We start from the raw sequence: 20,559 nt of genomic DNA on the forward strand, positions 1-20,559 counted from the left end.
GGTCTCGGTGCCCTTTGAGTCCTTGAAGTAGAAGTACTCTAGTTCCGGACCAACGTAGTAGGTGTAACCCAGGTCTGCGGCCCGTTTCAGGTTCCTCTTCAAGACTAATCGCGGGTCACCTTCGTAAGGTTCACCTCCCGGATTCATAATGTCGCAAAACATCCTGGCCACGGCATGGTGCTCCTTCGGTCTCCAGGGGAGCATGCGAAAGGTATCAGGGTCGGGCAGGGCCATCATGTCGCTCTCGTCAATGCGAGCGAACCCCTCGATGGACGAGCCATCGAATCCCATACCATCCTCAAGAGCAACCTCCAGCTCTTCCACAGTGATGGCGAAACTCTTGAGCATGCCGAGTATGTCAGAAAACCACAATCTGATGAACTTTACATCGTGCTCCTTCGCCATTTTGAGCACATATTCCTTGCTTTCCTTCTTAGACTTAGCTGTCATTTCTCCTCCTTTCAGTACTACCTATTCTGGTATGCTGCCTTGGCGCTCATATCCGCCCTATCCCTATCTATATGGCGTTTTCTCCTTCATCACCTGTCCGAACACGTATGGCATTTTCGATGGGCAAGACAAATATCTTGCCATCTCCCCGTTCACCGGTCCTGGCTTTCACCATGATGGTGTTCAGCGTCTTTCCCAGGTCCTCATCCAGTACCACCACCTCGATCTTAACCTTGGGCAGGAATTCCACCCGGTATTCTCCCGCTCTCCATTGGAGGGGAATGCCATTCTGGCGGCCTCGGCCGCTTACTTCCATCACCGTCATGCCAATGATGCCAATTCCCTCAAGTGCCGCTCTAACTGGTTCCAGCTTCTCTTCCCTGATAATCGCTTCTATTTTCTTCATGGGTTATATCCCCCCATACGCTTTCTCACCATGCTGGGATATATCCAGTCCGACCGCCTCTTCCTCACTCTTCACCCTCAGGCCAATAACAGCATTGATGATCTTGGCCAGAATCCATGTGCCTGTAAAGGCAAAGACCCAGACGACGGCCACGGCTGCAATCTGCTTACTCAGCAGCAGGGCACTCCCATAGATCAGGCCATCGGTTGCTGCTGCATTGACAGTAGCGCTGGCGAAGATGCCCGTGGCCAAGGCCCCCCACGTGCCGCCCATGCCGTGGCATGCCCAGACATCGAGGGACTCATCGACGTTCTGTTTGGATCTCAGGATCATGAAATAGTAGGAGATTACTGCCGCTGCCATGCCTATAGGTATGGCAGCTAGAGGGGTCACAAACCCTGCGGCTGGCGTAATGGCTACCAAGCCGACTACTGCTCCTGTGGCAGCACCCAGGAGAGAGGGGCGTTTATTGATCCATCCCAGGATTATCCAGGTGAAAGCCGCAGCACAGGCGGAGGTATTGGTAGCCACAAAGGCGCTCGCGGCCAATCCGCCGGAGGTCAGGGCGCTGCCGGCATTGAAGCCAAACCAGCCAAACCAGAGCAGTGCTGCTCCCAGGGCCACCATAGGGATGTTCGCGGGCTCCATTGAGTGCTTCTCTGCAAACCCCTTGCGCGGTCCCAGCACCAATGCCAGGGCCATGGCCGATACCCCAGCGGTTATGTGAACCACTGTTCCGCCGGCAAAGTCCAGAGCTCCCAGCTTGGCCAGCCAGCCACCACTGCCCCATACCCAGTGAGCTACGGGGCAGTAGATCAGCGTAAACCATAAGACTGAGAAGACCAGCAAGGCGCTAAACTTGATCCGCTCCACCACCGCTCCGGGAACATCATGAAGGCCAAGTGGGGGACAGTTGTAGCATACGTAGAAGAGGGGCCCTGTCCCACATTTCTCAGGCCAATCCAGTCAAGCCCGCCGATGATGCCACCTTTGTCAGGCCCAAAGGCCAGGGTGTAACCGTAGAGTACCCAGAGCACGCCTATGACGGCGAGGATGGCAAAGCTCATCATCATGGTGGAGAGAACATTCTTCTTCCTCACCATGCCGCCATAGAACAGTGCTAGCCCGGGTGTCATCAACATCACCAAGGCAGTCGAAATCAGAAGCCAGGCAGTATACCCACTAGCCATCCCACACCTCCACCAAGAAACCGCCAGCCGGGACTGCATATCTGATATCCGTATCGTTCGCTATAGCGCCTCTGCAATGCAGTGACCAATAGTAGAGCCCCGTCATAGCTGCAATGGTCGCCTTCATTGACTGGCCGCTGGTACACAGCTTTAGCTTCAACCCAGGTGCCAACAGATCCAAACCAACTTCTATGGTCCCGCAAGTGCTACTCTTCATGATTAACCTCCCTTTTATGCTTATAACCAGAGAGTAACACCCATATATTTCCAACAGATTTCAGGGAGGTTAAATCTGTGTTAACAAGTAGCGCCGTAGCCCATTATCACAGGTGGATTAAGCTGGGCTAGGGTTGTCGTTGAACCTGTAGCCGATGCTCCTCACCGTCTCGATACAAGCAGAGTCTCCCAGCTTGCTTCTGAGTCGCCTGATATGTACATCGACTGTCCTGTCACCTCCATAGTAGTCGTAGCCCCAGACCTTGTTGAGCAGCGCTTCCCTGGTGAAGACCTTTCCCTTCTTGCTTGCCAGAAACCGGAGCAACTCGTATTCCTTGAACGTTAGCTCCACCAACCTCCCCCCCACAGCCACCTCACACTTGGCCAGATCAATCGTTATGTTGCCACAATGGACCAAGTCCTTGTTGTCAGAACCATTTGTTCTCCGCAGGGTCCGCCTTGCTCTTGCCATCACTTCATCCACTCCCCAGGGTTCCATGACGAAATCATCTATGGGCAGATCAGTATCAAAAACATCGAGGTTAGCATTGGACAAAAGGGCAATAACAGGTAAACGGGTCTCCTCCTTGATCCTCTGAAGCAAAAGCCCTGTTTCCGAACCGGGCAGTGATCCATCTACAGCTATGATCACCAGATCCATTGGGTGACTGCAGATCTTCTCCAGAGGCTCGTCATGTCCAGAGACAATCGAGCACAGGAAGCCCCTCTCGGCAAGTCCGGAATTGAGTTCCCTTACCTGCTCGCTTCTATCGGCTATTATGAATACCCTGAACATGGCTGGTTATGCGCTGCTCCTTTTATTCGCAATGTCTCTAAATCTGCTCAAATTCTTGTATTCAATTAATCCACTCATGGCGCGGTTTGTGACCTCTATACTTGCTTCCGCGGCGGCTGCCACCGGGTTAAGCCCATCATAAAGTATCAGCCCAACCTTGTTCAATTCTGAGGTGATTTCGCATATCGGTTCATTCGTCTCTCCCAGCTTGATCAGGCCATTGAAGCCCGCTGCCTTCAGCTTCCTCATAATGGCCTCCGTTTCCGGTCTGCAGGGAGAGGGAATCTCGCCGAAGCTAGCCAGTATCTTGCCGCCGCCTTCGATGCTTGCCTTCCTGACACTGGTCATTCTACTGGCAATGAATATCTCGGCGGGGTCCAAGGAGCACCCCGAGTACTCTATCAGATCGGTGAACCTGAGTGGTTTTTGATTCCTGACCTGCAGCATTCCTCCAAACCTGGAGACCAGTGGGATGCCGGCTTTTAACAGGGCACCGCTCACTACAATGCTGGATATTGTGGCCAGCCCGACCTTGCCCTGGGGTACCGTCACTCCTCCAAGCTTTGCCCCTTCGTGGGCGATTGCCACCAGGTCGCTGACGCACAGGCCAGATCTAAAGGCATCACTCATCAGCTCTAGAGCACGGTTAAATTCCTCCTCAGCGAACAAGGACGTGTTAATAGGGACATGCCCACTATAGTTATCAAGGTCGAGAGAGGTGGCATACGCTAAGAGCTCGATCCTGGCGGATATGTGTCCCAACCTATCGGACACCAGGGCACTCTTCAGTTCCTCAAGACCTGAAGAGGTGATCTGTCTGCCATCCCTCTTTCCTACAGGTTGGGTCAGACCTCGCTCATCCATCAGCCTCAGATGATACCTCACCGCCCTCTCACCGAGCTCAAAGCCAAGATCGCACAACCGGCGGGCAATCACCCTGCCGCCGAGAGGCTCCGGGGAATCGCTGAGCACTTTAAGGATGGCGACCACTTTCCTTTCCACCACTCTAGTCTCTTGGCCTATCATTTCTGACTCCTGATTCAATCGGTGTCTAATATCTAATAGGTATGGAGCCTGCCATATGGTCTAAGATAAAGCGGGAACAGCTTGATAAACTTGTGTCTGAGTATCTCCTCAGCATCGCAACTGAAGTAGGCTGCAAAGTCGGTCACGAATGCCCGGAGAATCTGGAGATCCTTCTCCTCCAATTCAGCAGTGCCCATCTCCTTGCCGAGTTGATGATCTTTGACAGTGCCCCTCAGATAGATGACACCGCCGTGCATTCCGGTTCCGATGAAGTTAGCCCTATGGGGCTCATCATTCTTTAGGCCAAGGCCAAGAAGGATCAGGATTCCGCCAGCCATGTATTCACCGAGAAAGTCCTGAGCAGTCCCTCCGATGACCAGCACCGGTTTCTTTTCCTTGTACTCCTTCATATGAATGCCTGCCCGATACCCCACATCTTCACGGACAAAGATCTTCCCCCCTCGGGCTGACAGGCCGACGATATCGCCAGCGTGCCCATGAACAATTATCTCGCCGTTGTTCATCGTATTCCCGCAGCCGTCCTGGGCGTTCCCATGAACAATTATCCGCGGACCATTCATAAATGCTCCCAGATCGTTGCCGGGAGTGCCGAATATCTCGACCTCCACTGTCTTTCTCAGATTGGTGCCAATGTATCTCTGACCACAGATATTATGAAGCTCAATTCTCTGAACCCCGTTGATCACAGCATTACGCAACCTGGTGTTAAGGTCACGGTATGGAATGTTGCTGGCATCGATGCTCAGTACCGAATCAGCTTTCACCTGGCCAATACTCTGTGTCATATCAACCTCCTGCCATCCTTACTCCCAGGATTTCGAGTCTGGTGTCAGTCAGCCCAACACCCCTCAAATGCAAGCGATTGCCGCGCAAGCTCTCCAATGCATTGATTGACACACCTGGCGCTGTATGCACCGGGATGAATCTCTCTACTGTGAACTTTGGTGGGAGGTAGGTCTTCATCATAGTAATCCTCTTGCTACGTTACTATCTCCTTACGGGAATCCCCTTTCCTGCCAGATAGTCTTTCGCCTGGCGAATCGAGTAGGTCCGGTAGTGAAAAATGCTGGCAGCAAGAACGGCATCCGCCTTGCCTGCAAGCAGGGCTTGATAAAGATGCTCCAGGTTTCCAGCGCCGCCGCTGGCGATGACCGGTACTGATACCTGCTCGCTAATAGCCCGGGTGAGCCTCAGGTCATATCCGCTCCGGTGGCCATCATTATCCCAACTGGTCACCAGCAACTCCCCGGCGCCGAGTGCAACGGCCTGATTCGCCCAAACGACGGCGTCAATTCCCGTTCCCTTCCGGCCGCCGTGAGTAAGAACCTCCCACTTTGGTGCTTCACCGTTTTCCACCAGCCTAGCATCAATGGCTACAACGATACACTGGGAGCCAAATCTTTCTGCTCCTTTACCTATTAGTTCCGGGTGGAGCACTGCCGCAGTGTTGACGGCTATCTTATCGGCTCCAGCCTTCAGCATCAGTCGCATATCATTGACACTGCGCAGCCCTCCACCTACGGTAAGCGGGATGAAAACCTGCTCGGATACACGTTCCACTATCTCTACCATGGTGTTACGGCCCTCAGGCGTCGCACCAATATCCAGGAAGACCAACTCATCGGCATCTTCCTTATAGTAGAAGGCAGCCATCTCCACAGGGTCACCCGCATCATGGAGATCCATGAAGCTGGTGCCTTTGACCACTCGCCCGCCGGTCATATCAAGACAGGGTATGATCCTCTTCGTTAGCATTGCCGAAACCGTCCTTACTTAACTCTGACCATGTTCACTCCGACTTTGGTATCCACCGACCGCTGGAGGGGCCTTCCCAGGTCACGTGGATTAAGCCCTCTTTCCGGCCAGCGCCATCTTGAGGAAGTTATCGTACATCCTCAAGCCATGCTCACCGCTCTTCTCAGGATGAAACTGGGTGGCCACCACATTGTCCCTGATCACGACACTGCAGAAAGAAACCCCATATTCTGTTGTTCCAGCTGTCACAGACAGGTCTTCCGGAGCAGCATAGTAGCTGTGAACAAAATAGAAGTTGGCTCCGTCCGGTATAGAATCAAATAGCGGATGATTCTCTTTTCGGTTCACCTGGTTCCACCCCATGTGAGGGATCTTGAGCCCTGGCGGCAACCTTCTCACAATTCCAGGGATAATCCCCAGACACCTGTGCCTGCCACCCTCTTCAGTTTCTGTGAAAAGAACCTGCATCCCCACGCAAACCGCAAAAAGGGGTCTGCCGTCAGTGACTAGCTGACGAACGGCCTGGGACATGCCCGACCTATCCAGATTGTGCATGGTATCAGCAGCTGCGCCAACACCGGGGAGGATAACTGCTGCAGCGCTAAGCACATCGCCAGGGTTGCCCGTCACCTTCGGCTGGTAACCCAGCTTGGCGATGGCATTAGCTACACTGCGCAGGTTTCCGGCACCGTAGTCGATGATGGCAATCATTTAACTTTGCCTCCGCTGTCACCATCAATACTCAGTATAAGCGCTTCATTCGGACAGTTGGCAATGGACACCGGGGTCTCCTGTCCAGCGCAGAGGTCATATTTGACCGACTCGCTCAACCCGTCGTCGTCTTCGGCGGAGGTCCCTGTCTTTTTCGGCCTGATCTTTCTGTAGACGTCTTTGGGGGCCCTTTTTCTATCGTCAATCGTCAAGAGCCGGTCGATGGTGATGTCGAAAAGTCTCTCATTCTCTTCGAGATAGGGCTGGATCAATTTCCAGTCGGCATCCGTGATCTTGGCGAACTCGCCGCCATTGAGTTGCTCATCAACCAGTTTCCGGTGCGGGTCGCGCACATAGATCGCACCGCCGGAGGCCAGGGAAAAGATATTGGACCCCGGATAAGGCGATTCATACTCCCGGATCGACCCGTCATTGTCATCAAAGCCGATGCCGTTCAGGATGACAAACCCGCCGCCGTCCAGCGGATCGCCAGCCATGAAGGATTCGGCCAGGTAGTCAAGGGCGGTGCCGTTGATGACCACGCGCGGCTTGCCGACGGCATTGACCAGGGGTCGTCCGGCGGCATTGCCCATGATATAGGCCGCGCCTCCCTTGGCGCCGTACATGAATGTCTGCCCGACATCGCCGAAGACCACCAGCTTGCCCTCTTTCATGATCTGGCAGAGTTGATCCTGGGCGTTGCCGTGCACGTAGATCTCCATACCGTCGATACCCGACGCCAGATAGTCGCCGGATGAGCCGTAGACGTCGATCCGCACGCCCTTGGTCGCCGGACCGCAGCCGCAGCCCGTAAACCGCTGGCCGCGGTATTTGTACACGATGAAGCGTCGCCAGCCGAGTTTGCAGGCCTTGACTATCATCACTGCATCGCACTTGTCGCCTTCCGGCTCAAAATACTCCGCATCGATGACAAGTATCTGATTGTTCTGCTGCGGCGCCCGCAGGGTATCACGGGTGGCGAAATCGATTTGACTGAACTGCGACGCCGTCTTTTCCGTAATCATGGGCGTGGCGGCCAGTATCTCATCCAGGTTGATTTTCAGGACATGCTGCACGGAGCTGCGCTTGATCCTGCCGGTATGGTAGCGCCGGTCGTTCAACAGGGTCAGGGCCGTGATGGCCGTTTGCTTGAAGGTATCATTTTTCAGGGCCTGACTTTTGATGATTTCAATCGCGAACCTGAAACTCACGGCATCAAATCCCCTCATAGCGTCCCGGACACAGGCGAAAATCTTGTGCGCCGCAGAGGACGCGTCTGCTTCCACGAATAAACCACGGAGACTCTCTTCTATGGGCTTGCCTTCGGGCGTTGTTTCTTTCAAATCCTTCGAGATATCGCAGATGACCTTATCCTTGGCCGTTTCGATCACCTTCCCGAATTTGTCGGTACAGATGAGCTGCTTGTTGCCCGAACCGTCGCCGGCATCCTTCAGGCTGAAGATGAACGCGCCACCGTCGGTATGACTGCCGCCGCGGGCGTTCCAGTATTTGTCGGCAATGGGCCTAAAGCGCGGATCTTCCCGCTCCAGCGATATGAGCGTCGCATCGATGGCCTGTTTTTCCGAGCAGATCAGGCCGATCTTCACCTCGCCCTCCTGCAGGGCGAACACCTGCGGCCTGAGCATGGCCGTATCCGTGAGGCCGATCAGCTGGAACTGATCGTTCTGTACGTCATTGCGGGCGATGATGAAGAACCACGGCCCGTCGGGCGATGCATAGACGTGATGAGTCTGAATGGCCTTGTATAGCGCCTGCTTTTGTGCCGGCAGCATGTCGAAGTCCATCTCCGAGGTCGGCGCCATGGCCTCGATCAGGTATTCCAGGGGATATTTGTAGACCCTGCTCCACAGATCGAGCAGGAGCGCCGCCTGCTCCGTATCGGTCCGAAACAGGGGGTGGTAGTTGCGCTGTTTGAGATATTCGTAAACGGCCTGATAGTTGGCAAAGTCGCCGTTGTGCACGAGGGCCTCGTTGAGCGCGCTGAAGGGATGACAGCCGCCGGGATGCCAAACCCGGCCGCGGGTCGGATAGCGCTGGTGGGCCAGCCAGGCGTGGGCCTTGAAATCATCCAGTTTATAATAGCGGACGACGTTCTCGGCATAGCCGACGATCTTCAGGATCATCATGTTCCGGCCATGGGACATGACAAAGGCCTTCTTTTCGCCGAGGGAGGCATAATATCGCGCGTTGATCCTGAAGCTGTTCTGATAGACAAACTCGTCCTCGGCGTCGCGCCGGTCCAGGGAGATGAAATGGTTCTCCGCGATGAATTTATCCAGGACGTCGGCCTTGACACGGACGAAATAACGCATAACATCCGGGGGCCTGACATCCAGACCGATACTGCGATGGTCATCGAGCGTGGCGAGCTTCTCGGATTTGTCAATCTTGAAGTAGGGCTTGATGAAGGTGTTTTCAAGCTCATCCGCCACGCCGGCATCCAGGAGGGCGATGTGGAACATGTAGTCCTCGTCCAGTACCTGCCTTGAAACACCGAGGGCCTCGGGGATAAATCCGACGGCGCCAATGCCGCCGCCTTTCCCATTGCCCCGGTTATGCATCTGCACGGAAGGCTCGAAGATGTTTTTTCCGGTCACGGGGATGGAACAGATAAATCCGGTGACGCCGCAGCCGCCTTCCTCTTCGGTGTTGGGGGCGAGAATCGGTGTCTGCCTGCACAGTTCAGTGCGTGAAGACAATATTCTTTCGGCATTATCCATTATGAGCAAACTCCGTTTCATGACTGTAATCTATATGCTCCAGCAAGTCCGTCCGTCCGACGAGTTCCTTGACGCTACGCATGCCGAACCTCTGGAGGATCTCGACCAGCTGGACATTCCAGGCATGGTACATATTGACCAGGCGCTGTGTCGCCCAATCCTCGTCAAACAGGTCGGCCAGCTCGGAGTCCGTTGAGGCGATGCCCCGAGCGCAGCCACGTCCCGATTCACAGTTGCCGCAGCGGACGCACTCCAGCGATACCAACTCCGCCGTGCCGATAACTACCCCATCGGCACCCAGGCAGATGGCCTTGGCCAGGTCATGGGCGGTCCGGATGCCGCCGGAGGCGATGAGCGTCATGGCATCGCGGGCGCCCTCGTCCTTCAGAAAGTTATGGACCTTGGTGATGGCATACTCGATGGGCATGGCGATGTTCTTCTTGGCGATATCGGGCGCTGCCCCGGTGCCGCCGTAGCCGCCGTCGATATGGATGATATGCGCGCCAGCATAGTACGAGCCCACGGCGACCATGTCCACGTCGTTGGGGGTTGAAACCTTGACGGATACCAGGGCGTTGGGGTTCATCTCCTTAACCCAGTCGATGTGCTTCTTGTGATCTTCGATAGAATACACCGAGTGGAACGGGAAGGGGGAAAACAGCGGGTAACCCTTGACGGCCTCGCGCATTTTAGCCACGCTTTCCGTATTTTTTTCACCGAGAAGGTGCCCGCCGAGGCCGGGCTTGGCGCCCTGGGCATATTTGAACTCGATGATTTTTACCCGCTGGATGGTCTCCTCGCGCACCCCGAACAGGCCGGTGGCGATCTGGGTGATCACGTGGTCATCGTACGGCTGGAGCATCTCGGGGTAGCCGCCCTCGCCGGTGCAGGTAAAGGTATTCCATATGGTCGCATTGCGCGCCTTGGAAACCATGGTAGGCAGGCTCACCGATCCGAAGGACATGCCGCCGCCGTAAACGGGGGTGGAAATGACCACGTTCGCCCGCCCGTCGTTTCTGCGGTTCAGCGGGATGGCGGTGGAGATCTCGGATTTATCCACCTGGGGTGGATGGGCGGGGAACTTGAACCGCAGCTTGTCGAAGCCGCCGCCGGAATTGCCCACGTTATATTCGAGGTCGGTGCGCTGCGGCGGATAGCCGGTCTCGGCCATGATCCAGGTCCCAGTGATCATGTCCGCGGTCCAGCGGAAGTCGCCCAGCGTCGCATACATGGGGTTCAACGACAGGCTCAAGGCCTTGCGCGGGCATTTGGCGACGCAGTAGAAATCCTTGCCCTGGCATTCGAAGCCGATGCATTTGTAGTCGATGGGCGGCTTGACCTTGTTATGCCCCTCGACCCTTTCATGCACGCCGTAAGGGCATGCCCTGGCACACGTACCGCAGTTGATGCAGGCATCGGAGCGGGTGACCTTGTATTTCGGCACCTGGTGCTTGAACCTGGAAGGCATCTTTCTGATTTTTACGGTTGATGGTTTCATACGCTCACTGCTTCTCTTTTTTTAAATAGTTTTCCAAAGGTGTCTTTGTCTATTTCTTCAAAGAATATGGCCCGGCCGCTTTCTCCCCGCAGACGACGGGCCTCGCGAATACCCATGGCACCCATCATCTCCAGTATCTGCGAATGCCAGGCCCCCATGAGGTTAACGATCCGCTGGGTGACGATGGGGAGCGGAATTTTACCAAGCCCTTCCGGGAAAATCAGCAATTTCTCCGGCTCCTCATAGATCCTGGCACCCAGAGCAATCATGAGCGGTATGTCTATGGCCGTCAGGTCGGCGCCGCAGAGCATGGCCTTGGGCACGTGCTCCGCCATGGCGATACCGCCCGAGGCGATAAGGGTGATCTCATCGCGGATCCGGTCTTCCACCAGCCTCAGGTGGACGGCCCGGATAATGTCCTTGAGGAGACGCCGATCCGATCCCGCCGAACCGTTGAGCTCCTGGCCGCGGTAATCGGCCACGATGTGGATGATCTCCGCGCCGCTGTGCGCCAGCTTGGCAACGATGCCTTCCACGTCGTTCATGGCTGGGATGCGTATGATGGTAAGGGCATCGCTGAGCTTTTTGATCTTTTTCTTCAGGCCCGGAAAATCGTTCAGCACCGCATCGCTATATTCGATGGACACGAGGCGCGCCTTTTTTAGTACGGCCTTATGCGTGTCGATTTCTGTGGGCGCAAGGCAGGGGATGATGTTGTCGCGATATTTCTCGACCCTGGGTGTGATGTCGGCCGCCGGCATGATGATGCAGGTGCTGATCTCTGCGGCCGCCTTTACCAGGGCCTCCTTGACATTCGAACTCAGATTATCCGCCGGGGTATCGAAGAGGATGGGTATGGGGAGATCGACGGTATCCGGGACCGTCGATGCCAACTGCCCGTCCGCATCAAAGGTCAGGTGATTGAGTTTGCGGCCCAGGTCAACGGAGGTGCTGATATATTCCCGTCCGTGGATCCCGTCGCGGGTCGGACGCACGATCTCGGACATGTCGGTCCACATGCTGTCGAAACCCGTTCCGGTAAACGGTCCGCGGTAACCGGCACCGGAAACGGGGACCTTTCCGTCCTCGGCCTGCTTCCAGAGGCTGATCAACATATCGGGTTTCCAGAACGCACCGCCGATATTGGTAAAATCCTTATCAAGGGATTTCTCCAGGGCCCCCCGCGGGCACTCCTGGATGCAGCGGAAACAGTTCCTGCATACCACGGTGTTCGGGTCTGCCATCTTGCGCGGATCGTCTTTGCGGCGTTTGTGCGCTTCATAGATACAAACCTTCGTGCATTTGCCGCAATTGATGCAGTTTTCCCCCCGCACGATCTTGAATTTAAATACATAGTCCAGATCGAGGGGTGTAATCTTGGGGTGAATGTGATATTTCTTTGGCATAGTCTTTATCCGTCTTTTTAGATTCTGTTTATATACGGAGGTTCAGCTGTTCTGCTCCACCATATCCCAGTACTCCTTGCTGGCATCGACCTTTTTCAGAAATTCCGCGATCTGAGCCTCCGGCCGGCCGAATTGACCTTCAAGCCTTTTTTCCAGGGCGTCCCAGAGCATCATCAGCTCGAGGTTGGTCTGGCATATCTCCTCGCAGGCCTTGCAGTGCATACACATGAAGGCATTGGCGGCTTCCTCCCGCGTCACGGCCTGGCCGGCAAGAAGTTTCTTGGCCAGGGCGATCTTCCCTTTGGCCGTTGCAGCTTCATTTTGGGTGACAAGATAGGCCGGGCATACCGCTATGCAGTTTCCACATTTGGCGCACGCATGGGTGCTGAGCTCGAAATCCAGGCTGTCAATCTTCTTATCGTCTCCCAGAAGGGTTGTGGCGACTTTCCCGATCACAGGCGCCATCAGCACCATGAGCTGCATGGAAGGACCGAAAACGGCTGGATGGAAGATCAGGGCGGAGATCCCCTTTGAACCGACGCTGAAGAATTTGCCCGGGTTCAGGATATTGTTGGGGTCCACCCGGGCCTTGTAGTCCTTCAGGTCGCGCAGTTTGGCACTGCTGTACAGGTTATGGATAAAGGCGGCATTCCAGAGGCCAAGCCCGTATGGTTCCGCACCCAGCGCCACCGCGGCCTTGGTGAGTATGGAAACCAGGGGCAGGTTGATATAATATTTCTTGGTCCTGGAATCGCACAGGAAGGTGGACATGATGAGCGCCTTATGGGCATCGATGATGTAGGAGTCGATACAGATCTCCACCCCGAAATGGCCGCCTATCTTCTTGGCCTTTTCGATAAAGGCGGCGGCCGACGTAATCGGGATGATGATTTCACTGGCCAGGATGGTCGGCCCCAGGCGCTTGATCTTCATGCCGAACAGGCGCTCGTTCCAGAGGTAGCTCGCAACGTAGCGGGGCGCTTCTTCAATGCTGCCGTTTCGAGCCATGGATTTTACGAAATGCTCTTCATCCTCGGCGCTGCCGAACTCCACCATAACGGCGGCGCTCTTCTTGAATATGCCGGCCCGCATGATCTCGTTGGTATCGGCCAGTTGATTTTCATCCAAAAACCGGATGACATTGGGGTTGAGCTGCGCGGCGCTCAGATCTCTTACGAACCGGCCGATGAAGGCAAAGGCCTCCTTGTCGCTCGGAAAATACAGGAGATGGGGGTATGAACCCTGAGGAACATCCCGCAACTTTAGGGTTACCTCAACCACGATGCCGAACTCTCCCTCGGTGGAGACGAAGTAGGTGAAATCACGGTCCGATGGGGATAGCTGCTTGACCTCGCCGGTGCCCGTGACGACCGTCATGGACACGATCTGTTTCGACAAGTGGCCGTACTTGAAGCTGTTGATGCCATATCCTCCGGTCGAGATCCAGCCGCCCACCGTGGAAAACTTGCTTGAGGGGTATGTCATCAGACACAAGCCCTCTTTCTTGGCCATGATGTCGATATCGCTCCAACGGGCGCCCGCTTCTACGGTAACGGTCTTTTGGGCAGTGTTGATCGCCACGATCTTCCGGAAGGGGGACAGGTCGATAACGATTCCCGCGTTGGTCGGGATGACGCCGCCGAAGCCCCACGAGGCGGCGCCTCTCGGCACCACGGGGATTTTCAGATCGTTGGCAAACGCCAGGACCTTTTCTATCTCATCTACATTTTTAGGCTGGACGACGAAATCGGGTAACGTCTTAAAAAACGTTTTGGTCATGATCAGCGGTACATCACCGATGTCATAACTGTACATCTCTCTTTCTGCCGCATTGTCGATGATTTTTATATCGCCCGCGATCTTTATGAGCTCATCTGTCTTCATAGTTTATAAGTCTCTTCACTCGCTATCTATAGTGATATGGGATCAATGATCCCCTTTGTCTCACGTACCTAGTAGCGGTATGCGGCAACCGCTTGCCGCTTCCTATAAAGTACCACGTTTTGTTAGTGCTGTCAAGATCCCTCCAACAAGGAAATAGGGAACCGGGGAGGCTGCCGACGGCAAATAAGAATCAGGTTGTGCCCAAAACCAGGAAGTATCTAATGCAGGGGAAAGAGGCTGTATTCAGTGTAAACCAACGACATCGAGGAAATATTTGTGGAATCTCAGGTCAGCCGTCAGTTCAGGATGAAAGGCAGCGGCTATCAACTTACCTTGTCTGGCAGCTACGGTGGTACCGTTGGATAGTTTGCCCAATATTTCCACCGTCGAGTTTGCCTTTTCAATGATCGGGGCACGGATGAAGACTGCATGAAAAGGCTGTTTGCCTAGAACCGGTATCTCTAAATCGGTCTCAAAGCTATCGATCTGGCTCCCAAAGGCATTGCGTCTCACTGTGATATCCATCAGCCCCAGGGTCCGGAGGGGAAAGCCAGGCACCGTCTTCGCCAAAAGGATCATGCCAGCACAAGTTCCCATTATCGGGAACCCCGCTTCGGCCAGATTCTTGATCGGCTGCATCAAGTAGAGGTCCAGCATTAGCCGGCTCATAGTAGTACTCTCGCCCCCAGGGATAATGAGGCCATTAAGGCCATCCAACTCCTCGGGCAGGCGCACCGGAGAAGCCTCCACATCCAACTGCTGAAGAACCTGAATATGTTCTATAAAGGCTCCCTGTAAAGCCAGGACTCCAATTTTCATCCTCTTTGTTTGTTTCTTCTTGCCCTGCGGACTTGACAAAACCGATTCCTCTATCCTAGACTAGGCAAACGGTTACCTATGGCACTATTAAGTTTGCCTGCACTCCACAGGTCATTATACCGAACTTCATCATGAGGGGGCAAAGAGAAGTGAAGATAGTAAAGGTAATACCATGCCTGGATATGAAGGATGGCAGGGTAGTCAAAGGGATCAAGTTTGTTAATCTGAGGGATGCCCGTGACCCTGTGGAGGCTGCCGCAGCGTACTGCCGCGAGGGTGCTGATGAGCTGGCCTTCCTTGACATTGCGGCCACTGTTGAAGGCAGGCCCACCAAGCTCGAATGGGTGAAGAAGGTCCGCAAGGCAGCTACCGTCCCCTTCACTGTAGGCGGCGGGATCAGAGACATAGCCGACATGAGGAAGCTCTTCGATCTCGGCGTAGATAAGGTCTCCATCAACACTGCGGCTGTCAAGAATCCAGACCTTATAAAGGAGGCCTCCCGCACCTTCGGCAAGGAAAAGCTGGTGGTTGCCATCGATGGCAAGAAGAACCCGCCGGGGAGCAAACTCCCCAGGCTCGAAGTGGTGATAAGGGGTGGAATGGAGGGAACCGGCCTCGACATTGTGGAATGGGCCAAGAAGGTGGAGAAGCTGGGAGCAGGAGAGATACTGCTGACCAGCAAGGATGCCGACGGGACGAAGGAGGGCTACGACCTGGAGATGACCAAGGCCGTAGCTGAAGCGGTAAGCATACCCGTCACTGCTTCGGGTGGGGCTGGCAAGCTGGAGCACCTCTATGAAGCTGTGGTGACAGGCAAGGCCTCTGCCGTACTGTGTGCCTCCGTTTTCCACTTTGGAGAGATCACCATCCCCCAGGCGAAGAAATATCTGGCCGAGAAGGGGATACCGGTAAGAATCTGAGGATCGATATACATCAAACACTATTTGGAAAGGTGATCAAGAAATGGGAGTCGATTTCAAGAAGGTAGATACTATAGTCGATGAATATGGCTGCAACCGCGACAGCCTCATTTCCATACTTCAGGACATACAGTCTGAATATCGCTATCTGCCTGAAGATGTGCTGAGGCAGGTGGCCAGGCGGCTGGATCTGCCGCTGATTCAAGTTTATGGCGTAGCCACCTTCTTCAAGTCATTCAGCCTGAAGCCTCGCGGCGAGCATTTGGTCCACGTTTGCCTGGGCACTGCCTGCCATGTGCGAGGTGCTCCTGCCGTCCTGGATGAAGTAAAGAGGCAACTTGGCGTCGAAGCCGGAGAGACGACGAAAGACATGCAGTTTACGCTGGAGACGGTGAACTGTCTCGGGGCTTGCGCCCTAGGCCCTATCGTGGTTGTTGATAGCAACTACCAGGGGCAGGTGCGGCCGGGGAAGGTGAAGGGTGTCCTCAAGCAATACAGGAAAGGCACTGAAGGGAAGTAGAGATGAAGAAACTAGGGTCAGCAGTAGAACTGGAGCAGTTGCGCAAGAAGATCGCCAGCCAGCGCGATCCGAAACGCACTTGTATTGTTACCAGTGTGGGAACGTGCGGACTGGCCCGCGGTGCGGCTGGTGTAGCACAAGCCATCAGCGCGGAATTGAAAAAGGACGGTCTGAATGGCTCCGTGGATCTGCGGACAACGGGCTGCCATGGCTTCTGTGAGATAGAGCCAGTGGTAGTGATATACCCCAAGAGAATTGTCTATCAACACGTCACGCCTGCTGATGTGCCCGAGATAATCTCGGAGACGGTCTCCAAAGGCAAGATTATCACAAGGCTCCTCTACACCAACCCTGCCACAGGACGAAAGATAGTCCGCGAGCAGACCATACCTTTCTATGGCAAGCAGTACCGTCTTCTCACCGATAGCATTCGCTTCATAGATCCCCACAATATAGAGGATTACATCGCCTTGGGTGGTTACTCGGCACTATGCAAGGTGCTATTCGACATGCACCCTGAAGAAGTGCTCGATGAAATCAGTAGATCCGGGCTGCGTGGCCGCGGCGGTGCCGGGTTCCCAACATTCAGGAAGTGGGAGTCCGCCCGCAATGCCCCTTCATACGACGGCATCCGTTATGTCATCTGTAATGCTGATGAAGGCGACCCGGGCGCCTACATGGACAGGAGCCTCCTTGAAGGGAATCCCCACAGCGTCATTGAAGGAATGATCATTGGCGCGTACACGATGGGCTCGCATCACGGGTATGTCTACGTCAGAAACGAGTACCCCTTAGCAGTGGAGAACCTGCGCATAGCATTGGACCAGGCAAGGCAATACGGTCTGCTAGGGAGGAACATCCTCGGCTCCAATTTCGACTTTGACATCAAGATCTCCAGAGGTGGCGGCGCATTCATCTGCGGCGAGTCCACTGCCCTTATGGCCTCACTGGAGGGCAGGATAGGCGAACCGCGTCCCAAGCATATTCACACAGCCCTCAAGGGGCTCTATGGCCGGCCTACCAACCTGAACAACGTGGAGACCTGGGCCAACGTGCCTCTCATCATCAACCGCGGCGCCAAATGGTACACGACGATTGGTACCGAGGGCAGCAAGGGAACCAAGATCTTCTCTCTGGTGGGCAAGATCAACAATACGGGACTGGTTGAGGTACCAATGGGAATCACCTTGAGAGAGATGGTCTATGACATTGGCGGTGGCATCCGTGGCGGGAAGAAATTCAAGGCAGTGCAAACGGGCGGCCCATCAGGCGGCTGTATCCCTGAGAGCCTGATTGACCTACCTATTGACTTCGACAGGCTAGCTGAATCCGGATCAATGATGGGCTCCGGTGGCATGATCGTCATGGATGAGGGAACCTGCATGGTTGACATGGCCAGGTACTTCGTCAAATTCTTGACAGAGGAATCCTGCGGCAAGTGTGTGCCCTGCCGTGAGGGACTGGACAGGATGCTGGATATCCTCACCGACATTACTGAGGGGCGGGGGAAGAAAGAAGATATCGAACTCTTGGAAGAACTGGGCGATGTCATCAAGGAGGCTTCGCTCTGCGGACTGGGTGGGACTGCTCCCAACCCCGTTCTCTCCACCATCAGGTATTTCAGAGACGAATACGAAGCTCATATCACAGACAGGCGTTGCCCCGCAGGCGTATGCAAGGCGCTCATCACCTTCACGGTCGATGCAGTGAACTGCACCGGCTGCAGGGTCTGTGCCAGAGAATGCCCGCAGGGTGCCATATCAGGCGAGAAGAAGGAAATACATTTCATCGATCAAGGTAAGTGCATCAAATGCGGGCTTTGTCGTGACCTCTGCAAGTTCGATGCAGTTCTAGTCTCATGAAGAGGGAAAGACATGATTGAATTGACGATTGACGGAACCAAGGTAAGGGTGGAGAAAGGAACCAGCGTCCTTGAAGCAGCCAAAGAGATGGGCATCACCATCCCGACTCTTTGCTACTATCCCGGCCTCAGTTCCTATGGTGAGTGTCGTGTCTGCCTGGTGGAGGTAGTCAAAGGGAAGAATCGCTCATCGCTGGAGGCATCATGCGCAATGCCGGTAGAGCAGGGGTTGGTCATCCGGACCAATTCGGAGAAGGCGAAGAAGGCACGTAAGCTGGTTGTGGAACTCCTGATTGCCTCATGTCCCACCTCAAAGACGCTGCAGGATATGGCCTCCAACATGGGCATCAACAGGATCCGTTTCAAGATAAAGGATAGGGGGTGCATCCTCTGCGGGCGCTGCGTGCGCTACTGTAAAGAACAGATGCGGTCGGGCGGTATCGGATTCGTGGGCCGCGGAACGTCACGCAGGGTAGCCACAGCCTTTGGAGTCACCCCAGCGGAGTGCCGCAATTGCGGCGGATGCGAATGGATCTGTCCGGTTTGCGAGCGGGCCTGCACAGCCAATAACCTGATCAACGGCCTCTGCGGGGGTTGCCAGAACCTGGCACCCGTTGAGACCTGCGCCATATGCACAGGGTGCTCCGAGAGCGTAGGGGCGCATGGACACACGGTCTACTAGACCCACAACGCTCTTCAGAATATATGAGACTTTGGAAAACAAGGAAGGAGATCAAAGATGACACTGACAAGGTATAACGCAACGGCTTCCACACTGACCAAGAACAGGACGGGTGGCGACTGGTGCCCCATCAGCGGCATGTGCGTCACCTGCGTTGATGGCTGCATCGGCATGTGCGAGATAGGCAAGAGCGCCTACCGTGGTCACGAGGTGCTCTACCCACAGCCATTCGGCATCATCACGACCGCGTCGCAGAAGGCCTATCCTATAGACCTGTCACATTTCAATATAATGGGGACAGCCGTGGGAGCCTATGGCATGGAAGCAGACTCCGATAAGGCTATCTTCCCGAACGTCAGCCTGGAATCGTGGTTGGGTCGTGATAGAGGAATCAAGCTGCGCCTGCCCTTTATTATCCCTGGCCTGGGTTCTACCAATGTCGCCGGGCAGAACTGGGATGGCTTAGCCATCGGCTCAGCTATGTCAGGTATACCGCTGACCATCGGCGAGAATGTCTGCGCCATGGACGTGGACTCCAAGATAACCAAGGGGAGAATCGTGTCTTCCCCCGATATGGAGAGGCGGGTCAAGCTCTACAAGGAGTGGCAGAGCAATGGCTACGGCGGCATCATCGTGCAGGCAAACGTTGAAGACTTCCGCCTGGGCGTGCTGGAATATGCTATTGAGAAGCTGGGCGCTACCGGCGTGGAACTGAAGTGGGGACAGGGTGCGAAGGACATCGGCGGCGAAGTCAAGCTCAAGAGCCTTGAAAAGGCACAGCTACTGAGTAAGCGCGGCTACATTGTGCTCCCCGACCCGTTGGATCCCTTCGTAGTAGAGGAGTTTAAGAAGGGGGTCTTCACCGAGTTTGAGAGACACTCCCGCGTTGGCATGGTTACCAAAGAGGGTTTCATGAAACAAGTGAAGCAACTGCGCGATGCCGGTGCTAAATACATCTCTCTAAAGACAGGTGCCTACCGGCCGGCAGATCTGGCCCGCGCGGTCAAATTCTCCTCTATAGCCAAGATTGATTACCTTACTGTTGACGGAGCTGGCGGCGGCACCGGTATGAGCCCTTGGCGCATGATGAACGAATGGGGCGTCCCCGGCGTCGAGCTGTGGTCACTGCTGCACGAGTACTGTGATCGCCTGGCTAAGAAGGGTCAGTATGTACCCCCTGTGGTACTGGCAGGCGGCTTTGTTCTGGAAGACCAGATATTCAAGGGCCTGGCACTGGGTGCTCCTTATGTGAACGCCATCGGCATGGCCAGAGGGCCGCTGGCTGCGGCTATGGTTGGCAAGACCATCGGCGAGGCCATTAAGAGCCAGGAACTCCCAGTCTACTTCGAGCGATTTGGTGGTACCAGGGAATCCATCTTCGTCACTGCCGAATCACTGAAGCGGGAATATGGCAAGGCCTATGAGAAGATGCCAACCTCGGCTATCGGCCTCTATACCTACCTGGAGCGACTGGCTCAGGGGTTGCGCCAGTTGATGGCTGGCAACCGGAAGTTCGGTGTCGAGCACATAAGCCGCGATGACATCGCAGCGCTGACACCAGAGGCAACCAGAGTGAGCGGCATTCCTCTCGTTACCGACATCGATGCCAAAGAGGTAGACAAGATACTGGCGTAGCCATATATAATAGAACCAACAA

19 protein-coding genes and 1 pseudogene are annotated in these 20,559 nt (G+C 55.0%); 5 read left to right on the forward strand and 15 right to left on the reverse strand.

Translation table 11 applies throughout. The features are described from left to right. The 15 genes and pseudogenes from NTZ04_08720 to pdxT form a co-directional block, all read right to left on the reverse strand. Positions 1-450, reverse strand: a 450-nt coding sequence (locus NTZ04_08720; GenBank protein MCX5992386.1) for a glutamine synthetase beta-grasp domain-containing protein, incomplete at its 3' end; no start/stop codon positions are given. 67 nt (positions 451-517) lie between these two features. After that, the gene (locus tag NTZ04_08725) at positions 518-856 is read right to left on the reverse strand and encodes a P-II family nitrogen regulator (protein ID MCX5992387.1); all 339 of its coding nucleotides are present in this window, start codon (positions 854-856) and stop codon (positions 518-520) included. Between the two features lie 3 nt (positions 857-859). Further along, a pseudogene (locus NTZ04_08730) lies at positions 860-2,046 on the reverse strand (ammonium transporter). Further along, positions 2,039-2,263, reverse strand: a complete 225-nt coding sequence (locus NTZ04_08735; GenBank protein ID MCX5992388.1) for a hypothetical protein — start codon at positions 2,261-2,263, stop codon at positions 2,039-2,041. Before NTZ04_08735 ends, NTZ04_08730 begins: the two are co-directional and overlap by 8 nt. 117 nt (positions 2,264-2,380) lie before the next feature. After that, positions 2,381-3,058, reverse strand: coding sequence for a response regulator transcription factor (locus NTZ04_08740; protein ID MCX5992389.1), 678 nt, complete (start codon positions 3,056-3,058; stop codon positions 2,381-2,383). A gap of 6 nt (positions 3,059-3,064) precedes the next feature. After that, on the reverse strand, positions 3,065-4,084 hold the full coding sequence (locus NTZ04_08745) for an NrpR regulatory domain-containing protein (protein ID MCX5992390.1): 1,020 nt from the start codon (positions 4,082-4,084) through the stop codon (positions 3,065-3,067). A gap of 32 nt (positions 4,085-4,116) precedes the next feature. Next, positions 4,117-4,890, reverse strand: coding sequence for a hypothetical protein (locus tag NTZ04_08750; GenBank protein ID MCX5992391.1), 774 nt, complete (start codon positions 4,888-4,890; stop codon positions 4,117-4,119). 1 nt (position 4,891) lies between these two features. Continuing rightward, the gene (locus NTZ04_08755) at positions 4,892-5,071 is read right to left on the reverse strand and encodes a hypothetical protein (GenBank protein ID MCX5992392.1); all 180 of its coding nucleotides are present in this window, start codon (positions 5,069-5,071) and stop codon (positions 4,892-4,894) included. Between the two features lie 21 nt (positions 5,072-5,092). Continuing rightward, positions 5,093-5,860 (reverse strand): imidazole glycerol phosphate synthase subunit HisF, encoded by a 768-nt coding sequence (gene hisF, locus NTZ04_08760; protein ID MCX5992393.1) that lies wholly within the window; start codon positions 5,858-5,860, stop codon positions 5,093-5,095. 90 nt (positions 5,861-5,950) lie between these two features. Further along, positions 5,951-6,571 (reverse strand): imidazole glycerol phosphate synthase subunit HisH, encoded by a 621-nt coding sequence (gene hisH / locus NTZ04_08765; GenBank protein ID MCX5992394.1) that lies wholly within the window; start codon positions 6,569-6,571, stop codon positions 5,951-5,953. Beyond that, positions 6,568-9,312, reverse strand: coding sequence for a glutamate synthase (locus tag NTZ04_08770; protein MCX5992395.1), 2,745 nt, complete (start codon positions 9,310-9,312; stop codon positions 6,568-6,570). Before NTZ04_08770 ends, hisH begins: the two co-directional genes overlap by 4 nt. Continuing rightward, on the reverse strand, positions 9,305-10,810 hold the full coding sequence (locus tag NTZ04_08775) for a glutamate synthase-related protein (GenBank protein MCX5992396.1): 1,506 nt from the start codon (positions 10,808-10,810) through the stop codon (positions 9,305-9,307). Before NTZ04_08775 ends, NTZ04_08770 begins: the two co-directional genes overlap by 8 nt. Continuing rightward, positions 10,807-12,216: a glutamate synthase-related protein gene (locus NTZ04_08780; protein ID MCX5992397.1), complete on the reverse strand. Its 1,410-nt coding sequence runs from the start codon at positions 12,214-12,216 to the stop codon at positions 10,807-10,809. The genes NTZ04_08775 and NTZ04_08780 overlap by 4 nt, the downstream gene beginning before the upstream one ends. Before the next feature lie 42 nt (positions 12,217-12,258). After that, complete coding sequence (locus tag NTZ04_08785) at positions 12,259-14,100, reverse strand: FAD-binding protein (GenBank protein ID MCX5992398.1); 1,842 nt, start codon at positions 14,098-14,100, stop codon at positions 12,259-12,261. Between the two features lie 243 nt (positions 14,101-14,343). Continuing rightward, positions 14,344-14,919, reverse strand: a complete 576-nt coding sequence (gene pdxT, locus NTZ04_08790) for a pyridoxal 5'-phosphate synthase glutaminase subunit PdxT (protein ID MCX5992399.1) — start codon at positions 14,917-14,919, stop codon at positions 14,344-14,346. A 149-nt stretch (positions 14,920-15,068) separates the two neighbouring features. On the opposite strand from pdxT, the gene hisF (NTZ04_08795) reads away from it, so the two are divergent. From hisF (NTZ04_08795) to NTZ04_08815, 5 genes are read left to right on the forward strand one after another with little or no spacing between them, the layout of a single operon-like run. After that, on the forward strand, positions 15,069-15,839 hold the full coding sequence (gene hisF / locus NTZ04_08795) for an imidazole glycerol phosphate synthase subunit HisF (protein MCX5992400.1): 771 nt from the start codon (positions 15,069-15,071) through the stop codon (positions 15,837-15,839). A gap of 43 nt (positions 15,840-15,882) precedes the next feature. Continuing rightward, complete coding sequence (gene nuoE, locus NTZ04_08800; GenBank protein ID MCX5992401.1) at positions 15,883-16,359, forward strand: NADH-quinone oxidoreductase subunit NuoE; 477 nt, start codon at positions 15,883-15,885, stop codon at positions 16,357-16,359. A 2-nt stretch (positions 16,360-16,361) separates the two neighbouring features. Beyond that, positions 16,362-18,221 (forward strand): 4Fe-4S binding protein, encoded by a 1,860-nt coding sequence (locus NTZ04_08805; GenBank protein MCX5992402.1) that lies wholly within the window; start codon positions 16,362-16,364, stop codon positions 18,219-18,221. Positions 18,222-18,233: 12 nt separating this feature from the next. Continuing rightward, positions 18,234-18,902: a 2Fe-2S iron-sulfur cluster-binding protein gene (locus NTZ04_08810; GenBank protein ID MCX5992403.1), complete on the forward strand. Its 669-nt coding sequence runs from the start codon at positions 18,234-18,236 to the stop codon at positions 18,900-18,902. A 57-nt stretch (positions 18,903-18,959) separates the two neighbouring features. After that, positions 18,960-20,537, forward strand: a complete 1,578-nt coding sequence (locus NTZ04_08815) for an FMN-binding glutamate synthase family protein (protein ID MCX5992404.1) — start codon at positions 18,960-18,962, stop codon at positions 20,535-20,537. Positions 20,538-20,559 lie beyond the last annotated feature (22 nt).

The organism is Chloroflexota bacterium (assembly GCA_026389585.1).
Lineage (GTDB): Bacteria > Chloroflexota > Dehalococcoidia > UBA2247 > RBG-13-53-26 > JAPLHP01.